We start from the raw sequence: 18,904 nt of genomic DNA, 5'->3' as shown, positions 1-18,904 counted from the left end.
GTGCTTTTTCTAGTATTTTTTTTGGTTTTGCTGGGAAAATTTTCACGAATTGGCCTTACAATTGGTACTTTTTTTAGATGGTAACCATAATTTACCAATCAAATTACCGGCGGCAAAAATTTCTGCCGCCGGTAAAATGTTTCAGATATAGAATCAGGAATGTTCCATTTCCGCTTCCCCGCGGGGCCCTTCCTTCAGGCCGGGGTTCTTTTTACGCATGCGCAGCTTATTGACGCCCGCATACAGCACCGGGATGAAGACAAGGGTGACAATGGTGGAAAGCATCAGGCCAAACATGACCGCAATCGCAAGCGGACGCTGCATCTCCGTGCCTTCCGCCGTGGAGACCGCCATGGGAACCAGGCCCAGCACGGTGGTCATCGTCGTCATCAAAATCGGGCGCAAACGCGTGGAGCCCGCCTTTTCCAGCGCCTCATTGCACGCCATACCGCGCGCCATCAGCTGATTGGTGTAGTCCACCAGCACGATGGCGTTGTTGACCACCATGCCGACCAGCATGATGAAGCCCATGAACGCGGTCGCCGTCACAGTATTTCCGGTGATGAACAGGCCCAGGATACCGCCGGTCAGCGCGATCGGCAGGGAGAACATGATAATAAACGGATGGATAAACGATTCAAACTGCGCCGCCATAATCATATAGACCAGCAGAATCGCAACGATCAGCACGATGAACAGGCTGGCAAAGGTCTCCACCAAACTGTCGAGCGTACCGGTGAAGGAATAGTCGTATCCTTCCGGGAAATTGTAGTTGTTCAGGATGGCTTCCATATTCGACTTTGCCGTCGCCGCGTCCAGCCCGTTCGTATTGGCACTGATGGTGATATAGCGGTGCTGGTTGGTGCGGGTAATCTGCACCGCGCCGTCCGCGATTGCAATATCAGCCACCTCTGTGAGCGGAACCGGCGTACCGTTCGCCGCCGGAACCGTGATGCCCTGCAGATCGTCCATATAGCGGACGCGGTCCTGATCCTGCATGATGCGGATATCCAGCTCGTCGCCGTTTACTTTATATTGGGTGGGCACGCTGCCGGTGATCGCCGTACTGACCGCGGACGCAATGGAGCCGGCGGTGATGCCGTAGGCCGACGCCTTGGTCCGGTCGATCGTGATGCTGGCTTCCGGGACCGCGTCGTCCAGCGAGCTGCTGGCGTCCAGCGCCCACGGCTGTGCCTCAATCCGCGCCACCAGGTCGTTCCCGATCGCGCGCAGCTGCTCCGTACTGTCTCCGTTGAGCTGGAACTGAATGTCCGCCGAGGAGCCGAAGGAGCCCATGGCAGAACTGGAGGCGGAAACGGTAATCTCCGCGCCCGCAATATCTTTTACCTTGCCGCGGACTTCGTCCACGACGTCATCCGTGGAACGGCTGCGCTGTTTCTGTTCCACCAGATTGATGGTCAGGCTGGCGGAATCGGTGGACGAGCCGCCGACCGAAACATACCATTCTTCAATCTCCGGAATATCCTGAATCTGCGCCGTCACCTGATCCACCACCTTGGAGGTTTCCTCCAGAATGGTCCCCTTGGGCATGGCAATGGAAACGCTGGCGGAGCCCTGGTCCATGGACGGCATCAGGTCGACGCCCACCACGGGCAGCAGACCCAGCGATGCGATGAAGACCAGCAGGACCAGCGCGACCACGCGCTTTTTGCAGCGCAGCGCCACATGCAGCAAACGGGAATACCCGCGGTCCAGCGCATCCAGGGCGCGCTTCCAGAGATTCAGGAACGCGGCCATCCGCGGATGCTTCTCCATTTTCTCCGTATCCGTGCTCTTGAGCAAATGCGCACAGGCCATCGGTACAAAGGTCAGGGAAACGACCAGGGAAACCAGCAGCGAGAAGCTGACCGTCAGCGACAGGTCCTTAAACATCTGGCCGATCATGCCCTGTACAAACATCAGCGGGATAAACACCGCCACTGTGGTCAGTGTGGAAGCCGCGACGGAGAGCGCCACCTCGGAGGCGCCGACCTGCGCCGCCTGCCTGGCAGGCATGCCCTCCTCATGGTGCCGCGTGATGGATTCCAATACGACGACCGAGTTATCCACCAGCATACCGATGCCGATGGTGATACCGCCCAGAGAGATGATGTTCAGCGACATGCCGCACGCATACATCAAAGCAAAGGTCACAACAACGGAGGTTGGGATGGAAATGCCGATGATCAGCGAGGATTTGCCGTTGCGCAGGAACAGGAACAGCACGACGACAGCCATCAAAGCCGCCTGGACGGCGGTGCTCAGCACGTTGCCGACGGAAGTTTTGATATAGTCCGCCGTATTGGTCAGCATCGTGATGTTGAACTCCGGGTTCTCCGCGGAGATTTTATCCAGTTCCTTTTCAATCTTATCAGAAATATCCACCATATTGGCATTGGACTGCTTCTGGATGGTGAGGATGACGCTCTTTTCGCCGTTGATCAGCGCGTACGATTCCTCTTCCTTCTCCACCTCGTTGATCTCCGCCACGTCGCGCAGGTGGATCAGCGCGCCCGTCGGGGTGGTCAGCGGCAGGTCGCGGATTTCGTCGATCGTCTGGAACTGCCCCACAGAGCGCAATTGCAGCCTGGTATCGCCCTGCGCGATCTTGCCCGCGGGCAGGTTCATATTTTCCGCCTGCAAAATGCCGGAGATCTGCTGCACCGTCACGCTGTAGCCCTGCATCTTCTCCGGGTTCAGGACGACCTGCACTTCCTTTTCCATACCGCCGGTCAGGTCGACGGACGCAACGCCGTCGATGCGCTCCAGCCGGCTGACCACCTGTTCCTCCAGCTGGTCCGTCAGCTTGGAAAGGTCCATTTCCTTGCTGTGAACGCCAATCTGAATGGTAGAAAGGGAGTTCGGGTCCATCTTTATGACCATCGGGGCCTGCGCCCCTTCCGGCAGCCGGCTCTTGGTCAGGTCGATCTTTTCGCGCACGTCGATGGCCGCCATGTTGACGTCCGTGCCATCCACAAACTGGATGATCACCAGGGATGAATTCGCAGAGGAGGTGGACATAATGGTATCCACGTTGCTGACCGTTCCCAGCGCTTCTTCAATTGGCTTGGTGATCAGCGTTTCGATTTCCTCCGGGCCTGCACCGACGTACACCGTACTGACGGCGGCAATCGGCACGTTGACGGAAGGCATCAGGTCCAGATTCAGGCCCAGCAGGGAAACGACGCCCGCCAGGATTGCGATCAGCATCACCATGACGGTGGTGACCGGCCGCTTGATGGCCGTTTTAATGGGCATCGGTTACGCCTCCTTCCCGGAATCGGAGACGTTCACCGTGTCCCCGTCCGCGAGGAAGGCCTGGCCCTTGACGACCACGCTGCTGTTCTCCTCCAGGCCGCCGGTCACCTCCACCTCTTTGCCGGTGTCGATGCCGATGGTGACGAGCTTTTTCCGGGCAACACCGTCTTCATTGACAAACACGTAATTTTCACCGCCGGAGGTAATGACCGCCTCGCGCGGCAGAACGATGACGTCCTCTTTCTTTTCCTTTATAAAGCGCACCTCTCCGAACATACCGGATTTTAAAGCGCCGTCCGCGTTGTCCAGTACAATCTTGACCTCGTAGGCGCCGGTCTGGTTTGCAGCGGGGTTGACGGTATCGATCGTCCCCTGCAGCGGCGTTTCGGATACCGCCGTAATTTTAACGTCGACCTTCTGGCCCGGCTTGACGCGGTTGATGAGCTGTTCGGAGATACTCACGTTCATATGTACGCTGCTGGTGTCGCTGATGATGAACGCCGGACCCGCCGCGCTGGAATAGAGCGTTCCCTCCGTCAGGGTGCAACCGGTCACCACGCCGGCGATCGGGCTCTTGACCGCTGCGTCGCGCAGGGCCTTTTCCGCGCTGGCCATCTGGGCTTCCACCGCCTTCTGGCTGGCCTGTGCCGCCGCCAGGCCGTCCTGCGCCTTGCGCAGGTTTTCCTCCGGCATTTGATTGGCCACCAGATCGTAGCTGGTTTTCGCCTGATTGTAGGCGAGCTCCGCGTTTTTCATGCCGGTCTCCGTCTTATCCATATCGCTCTTGGAGATGATCCCGGCTTCATACAGCTGTTTGTTGTTTTCATAGGTGGTCTTCATATCGTTATATGCGATTTCCGCCTGCTCCAGCCCAGTTTTTGCCGACTGTATCTGCGTCTGCATCGCCGCGCCGTTGACCAGCTCCACGCCGGTCTGCGCGGAACGCACCTGCGCCTTGGTCGCCTCCAGCTGCGCCTTCAGTACGGTCAGGTTGTTTTCAATGTCCTCAGTCCCCATTTGAAACAGGACCGCGTCTTTTTCCACCGGATCGCCAACCTGATAGTTGATCTGCTGAACAGTACCGGCAACGGTGCTGACAACGTTCGCCTCGCCGATCGGTTTCACTTTGCCGGAATACAAATATTCGCTTTGTATGTCGCCCTTCTTCGCCGGGGCAACTTCAACGGCCACCGCCTCCTTGACCGGCGGCGCTTCCTCCGCCGTCCCGGCGCTCTGCGCGCAGCCGCTGAAGAAAACGGACAGCGCCAGCATGACGCATACAGCCGTCCACTTGATTGATTTTTTACCCATTGTCTTCCTCTCCATTTCTCCTGGTCTGATCTGCCTGCCGGGAGCCTTTCCCCGCGGGCACGGTAAAATTGAATGGAATTGCCCGATCCGAACGGGTCAGGATGCGATAATGCCGAAGTCCAGCGCCCACTTATACTGCTCGATCGCGGAGAACAGGTTGGTTTCCGCGGTCTTCACCTTTGCGGTCTGCGCGTCCAGCTTATCCTGTGCGCTAACCATGGCGAGCTGCGACAACATGCCCAGGTCAAATTTCCGCTTTGACGCCTCATAGTTCTTTGTCTCCAGCGCCAGCGTGCTCTGTTCCTTCTCCAGCAGACGCTGCTTGTCGCCGATATTCTCATAGAGCTTACGGAAGGATGCGCCGAAAGAGCCTTTATTTTCATCGAAGTTTTCATTGTTGCTGGGGATGGAAGCGCTGCCGCCCCACGCGCTGTTGTTGCTGACCGCATCCTCCAGATCGTCGGAGAACTTGATTTTAGCCACATAGACGGTGTCGGGCCTGGGCAGCGATTTGATGGTCAGCGACTGGCTGTAGTTCCGGCCGATCAGCGTATTGAAGCTGCGCCGCAGAGCCGTAATTTCCATTTCCATCGTATCAAGGCCGCTGTTAATGGTGTTGCGGCTCGCTTTCATATTTTCCAGATCCAGCGCCGTGATCATTCCCAGCTCGTACTGTTTTTCGTATGCAGCCATGTTCTGATCGAACACGTCGAGGCTGCGCTGCAGTTCCCGCTGCTGGTCTTCCAGAGAATTATAGGCGATGAAGAGATTTTTGGCGCCGATGACAATCTGGTCGCGCGCCTGATCAATCTGCACAGAAGATTGGCTCATGCTGTTGCTGCTGCTCGCAAGCTGGCTGTTGAGCGAACCGGTCACCAGCTGCATGCCGCTGAGTACGCCGGCCAGCTCGGACCCCTCCGGCAGTTGCGCCTGTGCGTTCGCCAGCTGCTGGGAAAACTGGTTAAGCCCCTGCTGGGTCTGCTTTAACGCCTGCAGCGCCTGGTTGAGCGCTGCGGCCTGGCTGGAAAAATCAAGGCTGCCGTCGACGATTTCTTCAATGCTGTCATAGGAAATGACGCGGGTTTCCCAGGACTCTTTTGCGGACGCCGTCGTTCCGCCGATCAGGCCGGCAGGGCCGCAGAGCAGCACAGCGGCCAGAAAAATGGATACCAATCGTTTTTTCATATGTCGTTCCTCCTGCTTCTTGGACACACTTTATCATTATATGTTGGCAGATTCCTGCAACTGCTGACAAACTTTGGAAAACGACCGGCTCAGGCGGATAAACTCCTGCGCCTCCTGCTCCCCCAGTCTGTCTACAATCCGATTAATCCGCTCCAGCACGGTTTGCCGGGCCTCTTCCAAAACCCGTTCGCCCTCCGGCGTCAGGCAAATGTATGTGCGCCGCCGGTCCTCCCGGTCGTTGACGCGTGCCACAAAGCCGCGTTCTTCCAGAAAACCAACCGCTTTGCTCACGGCGGGTTTCGTCACCTCCATGGTATTGCTCAATTGGGACGATGTAACGCCGGCTACGCCGGACTTTTGTTCACTTTGCTCCGACTCCTGATGGATGACAGAAAGCAACAGCATCGTGCTCCTCGTCACCGGACCGACGCTGCCAAAGTCCTTCAAACTCTGCATCAGCTCCATCATGGACCGGAACAGTTCTCTACCCAGCTGCTCCATTGTTTCCCTTCTTTTTCGCGTTTTACGACCCAAATAGTTAACCAGGTTAACCGATCGCATCGCTAGTTTAAATCAGAAACCGGCTATTGTCAAGACGAATGTTAGAAAGTTATCAAATCGTTCACAATTGTACAACCATGCGAAAAAAAGCTTCGGCCTGCACGTTTTGCAAGCCGAAGCTTTTTCATTTTTATTTCTTATTCCTAAGTAAATCCATAAAATTCGCCTCACACACGGGTCTTCCAAACAGGTATCCCTGCATAAAATCCAGATGCATCGTTTTGACGATGCCGTATTCTTCCTCCTGTTCGATGCCCTCCAGACAGACCTGAATGTTAACATCGTGGCACAGCGCCACGATAAACTCAATGAAGGTTGCGTCAAACCGGCTGCTGCTGATATCCTTGACAAAGGCGCGGTCCACCTTGACAATATCCGCCGGGCTCTTCTTCAGGATTTCCAATGAGGAATAGCCCGTTCCAAAATCGTCCATGGCGATGCGCACATGCAGCTTGCGGATATTGGCAAAATCTTTCGCCAAATCGTCGATATTGGATACAATGCAGCTTTCCGTCAGTTCCAGGATGATCCGGCTCGGATCCACTCCGGACGCCTGGATTTCTTTTTCCGCAAACGGGATAAAATCCGGTTTGGATAACTGAAGATAAGAGAGGTTGATGCTCATTTCAAACGCGGGATTCACTTTGGCACAGGCGGCGCATACGCGAAGCGCTTCCTTAAAAATCCAGCGCCCCACCGGATGGATCAAACCGCTTTCCTCCAAAAGGGGAATAAACTCGTCCGGGCCGACCGGCCCGTACTTTTCGCAGCGCCAGCGGGCAAGCGCCTCCGCCCCATACAGGGTGCGGCTGTCCGCATTGACCACCGGCTGATAATACATCTCAAAGCCTTCAAAATGGTTCTCCACGCTCTCGCGCAGCAGCTCCGTCAGCTCCAGGGAACGTTCCCGATGCAGCAGCGTCTGCCTGGAGAAGATTTCCATGCGGTTTTTGCCCTTCCGCTTTGCGGATTCCATTGCGTATTCTGCAAATTTATAAAGGTCCTGATAGTTGGACGCATTCTCCGGATAAGAGGCGCATCCGGCGGACAGGGTACAGTAATATTTCTTTCCCTCGTGCTCCTGTTGATGGGAAAAATACCGGTGGATTTTCCGATAGATTTCCTTTGCCTGTTCCGGGCTCCCGTCGATCAGCACGCAGAATACGTCTCCATCCAGCCGGTAAACCTTCGCACTGCCCGATATCAGGCTTTGGACCTTCTGTGCGATGACGCGGAGAACCTCGTCGCCGAACCGGCGGTTGTACAGGTCGTTGATATGCTGAAATTCATCCAGACCAAGGATCATGACCGTCAGGTTCTGCCCAGGCCGCTCCGCAAGGGCGTTGGTCGCCTCCTGCTCAAACTCATATTTATTGTACAGGCCGGTCACATGATCCAGCCGGTTTTTCTTTCCCAAATTGGTGATCATCCCCGCAAACAGGCGGGGTTTTCCGCCTGCGTCCCGCTCCACATGCCCGCGGCAGCGCAGCCAGACCCATTCCCCGCTGCGGTTGCGCGCACGGTATTCCACATAGTGGGAGTTGGAACGGCCGTCGACAATCTCCTGATTTGACTGCACAAAAATTTTTCTGTCGTCCGGATGCACCTTTTCTTCCCAGACGGCTGCCGCATTGGGAATTACCTCTCCCGGCAAGGCAAATTCCTCCACCATGGCTTTGGGATATAAAAACGTCCCTTCACTGTCCTGCATGTTGCAGAGATAGATATAATCATCCGTGCTTTTGACCAGCGCGTCATATAAATATTCCCGATCAAAGAAAAACGGTTCTGGCTCCGTCCCGGGTTCTTTACGCAGCCAACGGGATCGTTCGGCCCTTTCAATATGGGAGCGCCGCTTCTGTTCATACATGCGGCTGTCCGCTTCCGCAAGAATTTCCTTCATACTCATACCGTTGTCCGGCGCGGTTTCAAAAATACCGCAACAGAATTCAGTGCGGTACGGCCTGCCGCACTGCAGGTCATCCTGGGCCAGGAGAGTTCGCACATCCTGCACAACCCGGCCGGTATCGTATTCCGAAAAATCCCAACAAGCCATGATAAACTCGTCGCCGCTCAGACGGAACAGCAGGTCGGACGGCCTGATGCATGCCTGGAATTCCAGCGCCAAACGGCACAGCATCGCGTCGCCCTCCGCGTGGCCGTACAGGTCGTTGACCTCCTTCAGCCCATTGACGTCAAACAGGCAGACCGTTACCGGAACATTTTCCCGGATTGACCGGCTCAGCATGCCGCGCAGCGCTTCCTTTCCCGCACGGCGGTTGAGCAGATTGGTCAGGTCGTCCATCCTGGCGGCCCAACTCAGCTTTTTGGACTCCGTAATATCAATGGACTGCTGAAAATGCACCAGGGAACCATCGATCCAGCGCATCAGGCTGTCGTAATTCTGGTAGGTGTGTCCGTTTAATGTGTTACACTCTTCCCACATCACAAACGGCGTATTTTCCATCCCGGACCGCAGGGTTTCCACCGGACAGAACGGACACCGGCCCGTCATCCCCTTCTGCAGGACCTGCCAGCAGATCTTACCCTCGGGATTCTCCAGACGGAACGCTTCTTTCATGGTCTTGTTCATGAACAGAATCTGATCCGTACGGACGTCCGTCACATACAGGTTCGCACGCATACTGTCCATAATGGCGTTGAACGCGCAGTTCTGCATCAGGTATTCCTCGTTAAATTGCCGGTTCGCAAAGGAGATGCCGACCAGCGTCGACAGCGGTGCAAGGCGTTCTTTTTCCTGCGGCGTCCATGGGCCGCGCGCTGTTTCCTTCCCCACAAAGATGAACCCTGTGAGCGCTCCCTCGTCTCTGACCGGAAGCATGGACGGGAAAATGGGGGCTTCCCCGGACCCAAACAGCATTTGTACCAGCTTCTCGTCCTCGATTTCTCCGCCGGATTGATCGATTTCAATCAGCTGCGGCAGGCACTCCTCCACCAGCTTTTGAAAAGCGCCCTCTCCGCAGTTGACCGCATCCTTACAGGCGGCGCCTTCCAGCACGGTCTTCCGGGCGGACAGACGCACCAGCGCCAGGCAGCAAACCGGAGCGAAACGGCGGGCGAATTCCGTCAGGTATTCCACGCTTTCCGAAAGCGATTTCGCGCCGACTAAAAAAGGTTTCAGGCTGTTCAGGTGCGCATGCATTTCCTGGACTGTTTTTCCATTCCGGTCATTCCGCCCCATATTGTCCACTCCTGTCTGTACCGTCCTTTGCGGCCGGTTCCTGTCGTATTTCAAGTATTTATTATACTATAGCTCCCTGTAAACCGCAATTTGGTTTCTTACTTTTCCCATTTTATTGGTAAATTTCCAGAGCATACCACAGCCTAAGAGGTCCGCCTGCAAAACGGGGACCGGATCCCAAACCGCTCCCCCTGATACCGCGCAAAGTGCTTCCACACCACGACGGCGGAAAGCAGGATACAGCCGCTTACAATCGCGCGGTTTTCCACCAATTGCAGGCAGCAAATGCTGAACAGCGCAAAGGTGACGACCGAACGGTAAAAATGCGGTGTGATCACAACGATAAGGGAGAACAGCAGGTAAAAAAACGCCAGCAGCAGCACGGGCCTCCATTCCGGAACAAGCCCCAGCAGCACGCCGAACGAGACGGCAATGGCCTTTCCCCCGCAGTCCCGCTTCCACCACGGGAACGCGTGGCCCAGCACCGGCGCCGCCATGACCAGCCCAAACAGCGGCTGGCGCACATCCAGAAACCGCGCCGCAAAAAAGACCGGGAGAAAGCCCTTGCCCAGCTCCAGCAGCAGCGACGCGATTCCCACGGGAATACCGGCGTGCAGAAAGGCGTTGGCCGTCCCGGGGTTCCCATCACGGCTGCATGCCGTCACATCCACATGGCAAAGATATTTCGGCAGCAGGTATCCATAAAGAACACTGCCGGATAAATAGCCGATAACCATCCAAAACAGAATTTTCACTCGATATCCTCTCCACTTAAACGAAGCAGCAGGCGGAAGAGCCTTTCCGGCGCTTCCGGCGAACAATATTCCCGCTGCGCCGTCAGCATCCTTTCCCGCCGGTCCGCCTGCCACGCCAGTTTGCGTCCCAGTGCAATCTGCTCCTGAAGACGTTCCGCCGTCACAGACATGCCGCGGCTGGTAAAAAACGCCAGGTTCTTTGTCTCACATCCCGGAATCGGCGTGGTGTGTACAATGGGAATCTGTTTAACCGCCGCCTCTGTGCTGGAAAGTCCCCCGGGCTTGGTAAAGACCACGTCGCAGGCGTCCATATAATCCGCAACCTGCTCCGTGTAGCCCAGAATGTGAACGCACGGATTTTCGTAAAACTGCTCCCGCAGCGTCTCCCGCAGACGGTCGTTACTGCCGCAGATGACGACAACATCTTCCGCGCCGTGGCTCGCCCTCGCAAGCGCCTGCACAAACGCGGGCATTTTACCAAAGCCCATGCTGCCGTTCATCACCAGCACGGAAGGACGATCCAGCGGCAGGCCGAGGCTCCGTTTGACCTGCGTTTTTTCTTTTTTGCGCAGGAACGCCGCACGCACCGGGATTCCCAGGGGGAGCAGTTTCTCCCGCAGCAGCCCTTTCTGCACGTACTCCTCTATCAGGTCGTCATGCGGCAGAATGTAAAAATCGCACTCCGTCTCTTCCCAAAAGGGGATGCAGGTATAATCCGTCGTCACCGCCACCACGGGCTGCCGCAGCAGTTTTCTGCGTTTTAAACAGGTCAGCGCCTCCGCGGCAAACAGGTGCGGCGTCACGATCACATCAAAGGCATGCTGCGCCAGATACTGCTGTAACGGCTTGCCGAGCAGCGTATTGGCATAATAGACCGGGGATTTCCGGTTGGCGGAGCTTATGAAATCGCCCGCGCGGTACAACGCGTGGAACAGTCCGGGCACATGCTTGACCATCTCCACATATGCGCCGCCCACCGCCCGGGAGGTGCGTTTTCCCGCCAGAAGCATGATATCCGTCATAACGGCTTCATGCCCCTGTGCCCGGACGCATTCCAGAACCGCTTTCCCGGCGGCATTGTGTCCCTCGCCGGTGTTACAGGATAAAATCAGCACTCGCATGGTATTACAAATCCTTTTCGCTTTTTGGATACCATTATATCACACTTTCTGAAAAACGAGCGGGAAAAACAGCGGACGGCATTCCCGCCCCGCCTTGCCCGCCCGGTCAACAACACAGTTCCTCTGTCCAGATGCTTTGCCTGCGATCCATCCCGCACACAATGGACTTTCTGCTTGCAGGGCTATACCCGTTCTTTTGGACCGCGCTTCCACCGGCCTCCGGCAGCCTGGTTCAAACAGGTAAATCCCAGGATCAGGACCGCGCCCACCGCCTGCGCCGGGAGAATCGGTTCCCGGAAAAACAGCGTGGAAACCAGGATGGCGACAAACGGGTCGACATAGCTTAAAATGGCGGTCTGCTGCCCCGGCAGGTCTTTAATCGAGGAAAAATACAGCCAGTAGCAAAGCCCCGTGTGAAAGACGCCGACAATCAGCAGATTCGCAATACTGGGGACGGACGCCGCACCAATTTGGAAGCCGCCGCGAAACAGCAGGAGTACAAACAGCAGGGCGACCGCCCCCGCGAACTGGAGCATGGTGCGCTCCAGCCCGTCTCCCTCCCGGACGAACTTGTTCATCAGGACGATGCCGGCATAAAAGGACGCCGCGCCCAGCCCATATAAAATACCGCGCAGGTTGTCGCTGCCGCCGGCGCTTCCTGTGCCGATGACCAGCACCAGACCCAGCGTCGCCATGGCAAAGCAGAAAAACTGGAACAGCGTCATCCTTTCCCGGAACAGCAGCGGCGTCAGTACAATCACCAATACCGGCGCAAAATAGTAAGCCAGCGTGGCCACCGCCACGCTGGTGTGCTCGTAGGCCATAAACAGCAGCGCCCAGTTCAGCCCTACCGCCATGCCGGAAAGGAACAGCAGCCCCTTCTGCCGGGCGGACATGCGGGCAGCCTTCTTTTTAGAGAGCAGGGTACGGATCAGCCAGAGGACTGCCAGCGCGATCGCTCCGCGCCAGAATGCAATTTCCATCGACGGGAGCGCGACGCCCCGCACAAAGATGGCGATGGTGCCGAACGCGGCCATGGCAAGAATATTTTTCAGCTGCGGCGTCATAGAAATTCCCCTATGTATCTCAGATTTTCTCATTTTATTGTATCTTTTCTAAAATCGGCGTCTGTCTGTTTTTTCGCATCTGTTTGCGCCCATACATTCTGGCGTCAGCAATCTGAAGCAGGATTTCCACATCCCCCGCCTCTGAGAAAAGGCATTTGCCGATATCGACATCCATTTCCATTTCGGGAGCGAACCGTGCGCTGTCAACATCTTGCACCGCCCGATACAACAGGGCTTCCACATCCCCGCCGTCGGCTTTATGCAGCACCACGAATTCGTCCCCGGCCAGCCGGGCCAGGACATCCGCCGGCTTCATTACGGCTCGCATTGCCTGCGCGACCGCGACCAGCGCGGCGTCGCCCGCCTTATGCCCAAAGGTATCGTTGATCTGTTTAAAGCCGGACAGATCCAGAAACAGCAGTTCAAAATCCTCTCCTCCGGATTGCGCCCGATCCGCCCATTCTTCCAGCACTTTGCTCAGGCAGCGCCGGTTGTAAAGCCCGGTCAGATCGTCATAGTGGGCCAGGTAGTCCAGCCGCCTCTGCGTATTTTTTAATTCGCTGACTTCGTTCATGCACAGGATACATACGTTCAACCCCCGTTTCCGGGAAACAAGGCGGCTGACAGAGCAGATCACCGGGAATCCGCTTTGCAGTTCCAGATTCAACGGAGGGCTCTTGCTGCTCCCGGAAGCGAGAAATTCCTTCAGCTGTCCGCGGCTTTCCGGAACCAGATACGCCAGGAATCCCGCGCCTTCCCGCCAGTCCGCCCCCAGCAGTTTCTGCGCCTCCGTATTGACGTAGAGAAGGAGGCATTCCTCGTCCATCACAACCATCGCATCAATACAGCTTTCCAGCAGATATCCGGGATTCAGCGCCAGCTCCACATGGAGAAAATCATAGTCGCGCAGCCAGCCCCAGTACCAAACCCCAAAAATCAGGGTGGCGATACAACCCGCAGGCGGGAGATACGAAGTAACGTACGGCAATACGAAGATCGACACAAAGCCCAGCGCAACCACAAAGGAATCCAGAACGATAAAGCCTTTTGCCAATCGCCGTTTACTGCGGCTCGGCACCCTTTTCTGCCAGCGGTCCAGGCCGAACAGCGCGCCTCCCATATAGAACACCAGATAGGCCAAAAAGACAAAGGGCCATATGGTCTGATAGCGCTGCACGTAGGTCCAGCCCAGCCCGCTGGCGCTCTGCACCAAATCCTCTGCAAAGGCGGTGGGGCTTGCCAGCAGAAACCGCAGTACCAAAAGCAGCGGTGGAATCCAAAAAATAATTTTGACAGGCGTTTTCAGCTTTTGATCGGCCCCCATCATGACCACGAAATACCATGCGGTGACCGCGATAAAGCCGCACCAGCCGGGCGCGCCCAGGCGGTGCCAGAACCAGGCAATTTCCTTAGTCTGCGCCACATAGAAAAACGCGTCGCACAGGTTCCACCACGCAAGGCTTGCCAGCACCAGAATCGTCCAGACGTTGAGCTTGTCCGTTTTGCTGACCGTGACCCGCTGGTAAATCAGCATTCCAAAATAGACCGCCCCCACCGTGGCGATAAACGACAATAAATTCATTCTCCCACCCCCAATCATCATACCGTTCCGCATCGACGGCATTATTTCAAAGAACGCTTTAATCGCACAACCGTCTCCACGTGATTTGTATGCGGGAACATATCCACCGGCTGGATCGCCTCCACGCGGTACCCCGCGCGGACCAGGAATTCCAGATCACGCTGCTGCGTTTCCGGATTGCAGGAGATATACACCACCTGTTTGGGTGCGAGCGCCGTCAGTGAGGTCAAAAACTTCTCATCGCTTCCGGCACGCGGCGGGTCCATCAGCACGACGTCCGCCGTCTCGCCCTCGTCCGCCATGGCGGACATAAATTCGCCCGCGTCGGCACAGTAAAAATAGGCGTTTTTGATTTTATTCGTCTTCGCGTTGACGATCGCATCGCGGACCGCGTCGCGGTTCAGCTCCACGCCGATGACGTTGCCCGCCTGTTTGCTGGCGATCAAGCCGATGGTACCCGTGCCGCAGTAGGCGTCGATCACGGTTTCCGTTCCCGTCAGACCTGCCAGCTCAATGGCCTTTTGATAGAGCACTTCCGTCTGAATCGGATTGATCTGGTAAAAAGATTTTGCGGAAATACGGAAAACGCATCCGCAGAGCGTCTCTTCGATATATCCCGGGCCGTAAAGGACTTTTTCCGCCTCTCCCAGCACCATGCTGGTGGCGCGGTTGTTGACATTCTGCAAAATCGTGGTGATTTCCGGATGCTCTTTGCGCAGCGACTTGACAAAATTATTCTTGGCGGGCAGGATGGGGGACGCAGTCACCAGTACCACCATGACCTGGCCGCTGACAAAGCCGCGCTTAACCAGCACATGCCGCACCAACCCGCGTCCAGTATCCTCATTATACGGTTCCATGCGGAAATCCTTCATCAGCTTCCGGATGGTGAGTACGATGCGATCGGCGGTTTCATCCTCAATCATGCAGCTTTCCACGGGCACGACGCGGTGTGTGCTGGCCTGATATACGCCGGAGATGATCTTCCTGCTCCGGTCCAATGCAAACGCCGCTTGCACTTTGTTGCGATAATGGTACGGGTTTTCCATCCCGATGATGGGACTGACCGAGTGAAATTTCCCCAAAAGCTTTTCCACGCGCTCCTGTTTCCAGCGCAGCTGGCGCGGATACGACATATTTTGCAGCTGGCATCCGCCGCATTTGCGGTACAGCGGGCAGGGGTTCGGGTTGCGCTCCGGCTCCTGCCGTCTATTATCCTGTTCCTTTTGTTCCATAAAGAAACTCCTTATCTCTATTTATAGCATTCTTTCCGGCGGCAAATTGGACAAGCTTGTTCCGGCACAGCCGCAAACACCAGAATGCCGCCCGCCACAGCGTGCGCCATACTTCTTGCGTCACAGCCTGTTTGCCGCCAAGATCACAATCGATCATCTGTCGTACCGTATATTATAGCCGGGATTCCTGTAAAAAGCCAGACTTTTACAGCATGTAAAAAGACGCCCTCCCGAAGGAGAGCGTCCCATATTATTTCCATTCTTCCTTTATGCGGCCTTTAATACCACATTATGCTCCGTCCCGGTCGCATTAACCTGGAAGGTTGCGCTGTACGCGGCGCTGCCGTTTTTCGCACCAATGTAGATGCGGTAAGTCCCAAACGGAATATTCTCCAGCTCATAATGCCCGTCCGCATCTGTATGAACGGAAAACGCTTCATTCGTCCCCAAATTGCGCAGGGAAATGGAATAATTTGCTGCAAACGCACCATCCGCAGTGGTTACCGTCCCTTTTAATACCGGCTCCGCCACTGCAACCGGCGCCTTGGACTCCAGTGCAATGTCGCGCACTGCAACACCGTCCACGGTAAAGTCGGCAAAATAGCCGTAATGGTCGTCATTCTGCGCGATATACAAACGGTATTTTCCCGCCTTTAAATCACCAGATGTAAACTTTCCATCTGCATCCGTCGTCAACTTCATGGTGTCGTTTGTATCCAGATTTTTCAGGACAACCGGATAGTTTGCAAGCGCTGCACTGTTTAAAACAACAGTACCGGAAACGGTCACGATCTTTTCCCACTGGGCGGCCAGCGTCACGGCCTCGCCCGGCATGGTAAAGCCGTCCTTTTCCGTTCCCGCGCGGTAAATCTCACCGTCCGCGCCCTTCCATCCCAGGAAGCGGAAGCCGTCGCGGCTGGGTTCTTCGGCAGGAATGGAATAGCTTTCACCCTCCACGCAGGTGGTGTTCTCCGGCATGCCGGCCACGGGTTCGCCGTCCGCGTTGCCGGCAAACAAAACGTCGTACGATTTCTTTGTGCTGACAAACTGGATGCCCTCCCACAGATTGCCGGAGAAATTGGCATAGGTCAGCACGCGGTTCGGCACACAATCCTGCGGCGCATAGATGACGGACGGGCCGACGCCTGCGCTCCGGCTGCCTTCATAACTGATCGTCGCCCTGGTGGGCGGTCCCGCATAGCCCGCGGTATTGGTCAGGTTGACGCCGTCCACCTTGTAGAACGCATATTTTCCCGCGCCATCCTGGCTGACGGGTGCGCCGTTGATCGTCAGCACCCAGCAGTCTTTGGTCTGGTTCAGCGGGTCTTTACCCCAGGCGTAGCCGATGGTAAAGGACTCCTTGCTGTTAAAAAAGATAGTCTGTGTGGTCTTGTTGCCGTCCATATCGGTCACTGTAAATGTCTTGTACGTATCGCGCTGCCACTCTTCCGGCGTGGTGGTATTCTCTTTCCATTGCGCGGTAAGCGTTACAGAACGCTCCGGCATGGCAAAGCTGTCTCCCGGATTATACGCCTTGTTCCCCGCCGCGTCCAGCCAGTTCAGGAAGGTGTACCCCTCGCGTTCCGGCTTTTGATTGGGAATCACAACGGTTTTGCCGGCTGTATAAACGCCGTTTGCCGGCAGATTGGTCACCGCGCTGCCGTTTGCGCTGTAGGTCAGCGCATATTCAGCGGGCGCGGGAGCCTGGTTGAAGTTCAGCGTGGAGCCGCCCTGCCAGCCGTAGCCCGAATAGGTGATCGTCCCGGCAGGGGTACAGTCCTGCGCCGCGTAGATGACGGAAGGAGCAGTCCCGCTGGTGCTGCTTCCTTCATAGAGAATGGTCGCCTGAGACAGGTTCCCTTTCAGCGGATCGACGCCGTTCACGCCGTCAACCTTCATAAAGGTGTACTTTCCGTAGCGCTGGACGATCTGTGCGCCGTTGATCGTCAGCACCCAGCAATCCTTGTACTTGTAGTTGGGGTCCTTTCCCCAGGTGTAGCCGATGGTAAAGCTTTCGCCGCGCGCAAAATTGATCGTGCCGGAGCTGGTCTTTCCGCTTGGATCCGTCACCCGGAACGTCGCGCTGGCATTGCGCCCGCCCGAAGCGGCAAACGCCGTCAAGCCGCAGGAGCACACCATTGCCAGCGTCAGCAGCAGAGCCAGCCATTTTTTCATACCTCTCATAAAAAATATCCCACCCTTTCATCGTTCTCCCGGCTGTTTGCCGGGTTATCCATGTTCTTTAATGATACGGGAATAGGAATTTATTGTCATATATACAGGTGAATTTTGGAAAATATTTTTTATTTTATTAAGAAAACTTGCAGGATTTTTTCAATTTCAAAGCAACAAAAAGTCCTTTTTTGACAGATCACCTGGAAAGTACGCAAAATTTGGGAAAACACACCATTTTCATGTTCTCCACATCCGCGCCGCAGATAACATGGCCACCCCACCCTGCCCCATGCCGGTTCAGAAGCTTTGCCGCTCCGCCCGGAAAAGCAGATGCGGCAGTTCCATTTGATAATACTGCTTGACGATCCGACCGACCGGCCGCATTCCGTTTCTTCTTGCCACCGCCTGGGAAGCGAAATTGTTGTCCCGGATGATGGAGTACACCTCTTCCGCATGCAGCGTTTCAAACGCATAGCGCTTACAGGCAATGGCGGCTTCCGTCGCATACCCCTTATGCCAAAACGATTTCTTAAACAGATAGCCGACCTCGACCACCTGTTTTCCGCCCGCGTCCTGCATGGTCAGGCCGGTCTGTCCGATCACTTCCTTCGTCTGCTTGAGTACAACCGCCCACAGGCCGAATCCGTCCTCCCGGTAGCGGCGCTGCTGATTCTCCAGCCAATCGCGCACTTCCTGCTCGCTGAAAGCGTGTTCGTAGGCGGTCATCACCTCTTTGTTCTGCAAGATTTCCCGCAGGTCCGGCAGGTCCTCTTCCTGCATCTCCCGCAGGAGCAAACGGTCTGTTTCCAAAATGACAGGGGGCTTTCCATCGAGCGACTGCGGCAGACCGTGCGCAAGCATTTCGCGGCAGTCCTCGTACCGTTCCAGCGTCTGCATCACGGCGGGCAGCGGCTCCGCATAAATTTCCGTATAATCCTTTTCATCGTACGCCGGCCGCACCGGAAACGCGACTTGTTCCCGCAGCGGATCATCCATATAAAATTGTGCGTTTTTTACACCCGTATTGCCGCGCGCGTCCAGCCGCACCCAGCGGTCCCATCCGGAGAGATATACCGCGTTCAGCGCGTGGATACAGTATCCCGTTTCGGGCGTATCGCCCCGTGTCAGCCGCTGGTAACAGATCCCCGCTGGAATCCCGGTGCTGCGCAGCAAAGCAGCCAGTAAAGCGGATTTCGCATAGCAGATGCCCTCCCGGTACCGCAGCGCTTCCGATGCGGTGCGTGTAACGCGGCGGCTCCTGAGATCGCCGGAATGCGGTATTTCATCACGCACAAACAGGAAAGCGGCGTTGATTTTTTCCAGTTCACCGCCGCAGTCCCTGAATATCGATTCTGCCTGCGCCTGAATCAGCGGATCGGTAAAATCGATGCTGCGGCTGGATTGCAGATATGCATCCAGACAACTGTCTTTCTGTATCCATTCCATGATTAT

12 protein-coding genes are annotated in these 18,904 nt (G+C 56.0%); all 12 read right to left on the bottom strand.

Features of this window, described 5'->3' with window-relative positions:
* Positions 1 to 153 precede the first annotated feature (153 nt).
* Positions 154 to 3,258, bottom strand: a complete 3,105-nt coding sequence (locus tag I4V53_RS04780; protein WP_195984243.1) for an efflux RND transporter permease subunit — start codon at positions 3,256 to 3,258, stop codon at positions 154 to 156.
* A gap of 3 nt (positions 3,259 to 3,261) precedes the next feature.
* Positions 3,262 to 4,569 (bottom strand): efflux RND transporter periplasmic adaptor subunit, encoded by a 1,308-nt coding sequence (locus tag I4V53_RS04775; RefSeq protein WP_195984242.1) that lies wholly within the window; start codon positions 4,567 to 4,569, stop codon positions 3,262 to 3,264.
* 96 nt (positions 4,570 to 4,665) lie between these two features.
* A complete protein-coding gene (locus I4V53_RS04770) occupies positions 4,666 to 5,754 on the bottom strand; it encodes a TolC family protein (RefSeq protein WP_195984241.1) in 1,089 nt (362 codons plus the stop codon).
* A 36-nt stretch (positions 5,755 to 5,790) separates the two neighbouring features.
* A complete protein-coding gene (locus tag I4V53_RS04765) occupies positions 5,791 to 6,255 on the bottom strand; it encodes a MarR family winged helix-turn-helix transcriptional regulator (protein ID WP_195984240.1) in 465 nt (154 codons plus the stop codon).
* Between the two features lie 190 nt (positions 6,256 to 6,445).
* Complete coding sequence (locus tag I4V53_RS04760) at positions 6,446 to 9,517, bottom strand: bifunctional diguanylate cyclase/phosphodiesterase (RefSeq protein ID WP_286167033.1); 3,072 nt, start codon at positions 9,515 to 9,517, stop codon at positions 6,446 to 6,448.
* Positions 9,518 to 9,660: 143 nt separating this feature from the next.
* Positions 9,661 to 10,272 carry a glycerol-3-phosphate acyltransferase gene (locus tag I4V53_RS04755; RefSeq protein WP_353616471.1) on the bottom strand — a complete coding sequence of 204 codons (612 nt, stop codon included), beginning with the start codon at positions 10,270 to 10,272 and terminating at the stop codon, positions 9,661 to 9,663.
* The gene (locus tag I4V53_RS04750) at positions 10,269 to 11,393 is read right to left on the bottom strand and encodes an MGDG synthase family glycosyltransferase (protein WP_195984239.1); all 1,125 of its coding nucleotides are present in this window, start codon (positions 11,391 to 11,393) and stop codon (positions 10,269 to 10,271) included. Before I4V53_RS04750 ends, I4V53_RS04755 begins: the two co-directional genes overlap by 4 nt.
* A 182-nt stretch (positions 11,394 to 11,575) precedes the next feature.
* The gene (locus I4V53_RS04745; RefSeq protein WP_195984238.1) at positions 11,576 to 12,460 is read right to left on the bottom strand and encodes a DMT family transporter; all 885 of its coding nucleotides are present in this window, start codon (positions 12,458 to 12,460) and stop codon (positions 11,576 to 11,578) included.
* A 34-nt stretch (positions 12,461 to 12,494) separates the two neighbouring features.
* The gene (locus tag I4V53_RS04740; protein ID WP_195984237.1) at positions 12,495 to 14,042 is read right to left on the bottom strand and encodes a histidine kinase N-terminal 7TM domain-containing diguanylate cyclase; all 1,548 of its coding nucleotides are present in this window, start codon (positions 14,040 to 14,042) and stop codon (positions 12,495 to 12,497) included.
* Between the two features lie 41 nt (positions 14,043 to 14,083).
* Positions 14,084 to 15,277, bottom strand: a complete 1,194-nt coding sequence (gene rlmD / locus I4V53_RS04735) for a 23S rRNA (uracil(1939)-C(5))-methyltransferase RlmD (RefSeq protein WP_195984236.1) — start codon at positions 15,275 to 15,277, stop codon at positions 14,084 to 14,086.
* 267 nt (positions 15,278 to 15,544) lie between these two features.
* Entirely contained in the window at positions 15,545 to 17,452 is a 1,908-nt protein-coding gene (locus I4V53_RS04730; protein WP_195984235.1) for a carboxypeptidase regulatory-like domain-containing protein, read from the bottom strand.
* 297 nt (positions 17,453 to 17,749) lie between these two features.
* Positions 17,750 to 18,898 (bottom strand): GNAT family N-acetyltransferase, encoded by a 1,149-nt coding sequence (locus tag I4V53_RS13990; protein WP_286167032.1) that lies wholly within the window; start codon positions 18,896 to 18,898, stop codon positions 17,750 to 17,752.
* Positions 18,899 to 18,904: the final 6 nt, after the last annotated feature.

It is taken from the genome of Clostridium sp. D33t1_170424_F3 (genome assembly GCF_015667585.1).
GTDB lineage: Bacteria > Bacillota > Clostridia > Oscillospirales > Acutalibacteraceae > Anaeromassilibacillus.
This window is presented reverse-complemented; position numbering and strand designations above follow the sequence as displayed.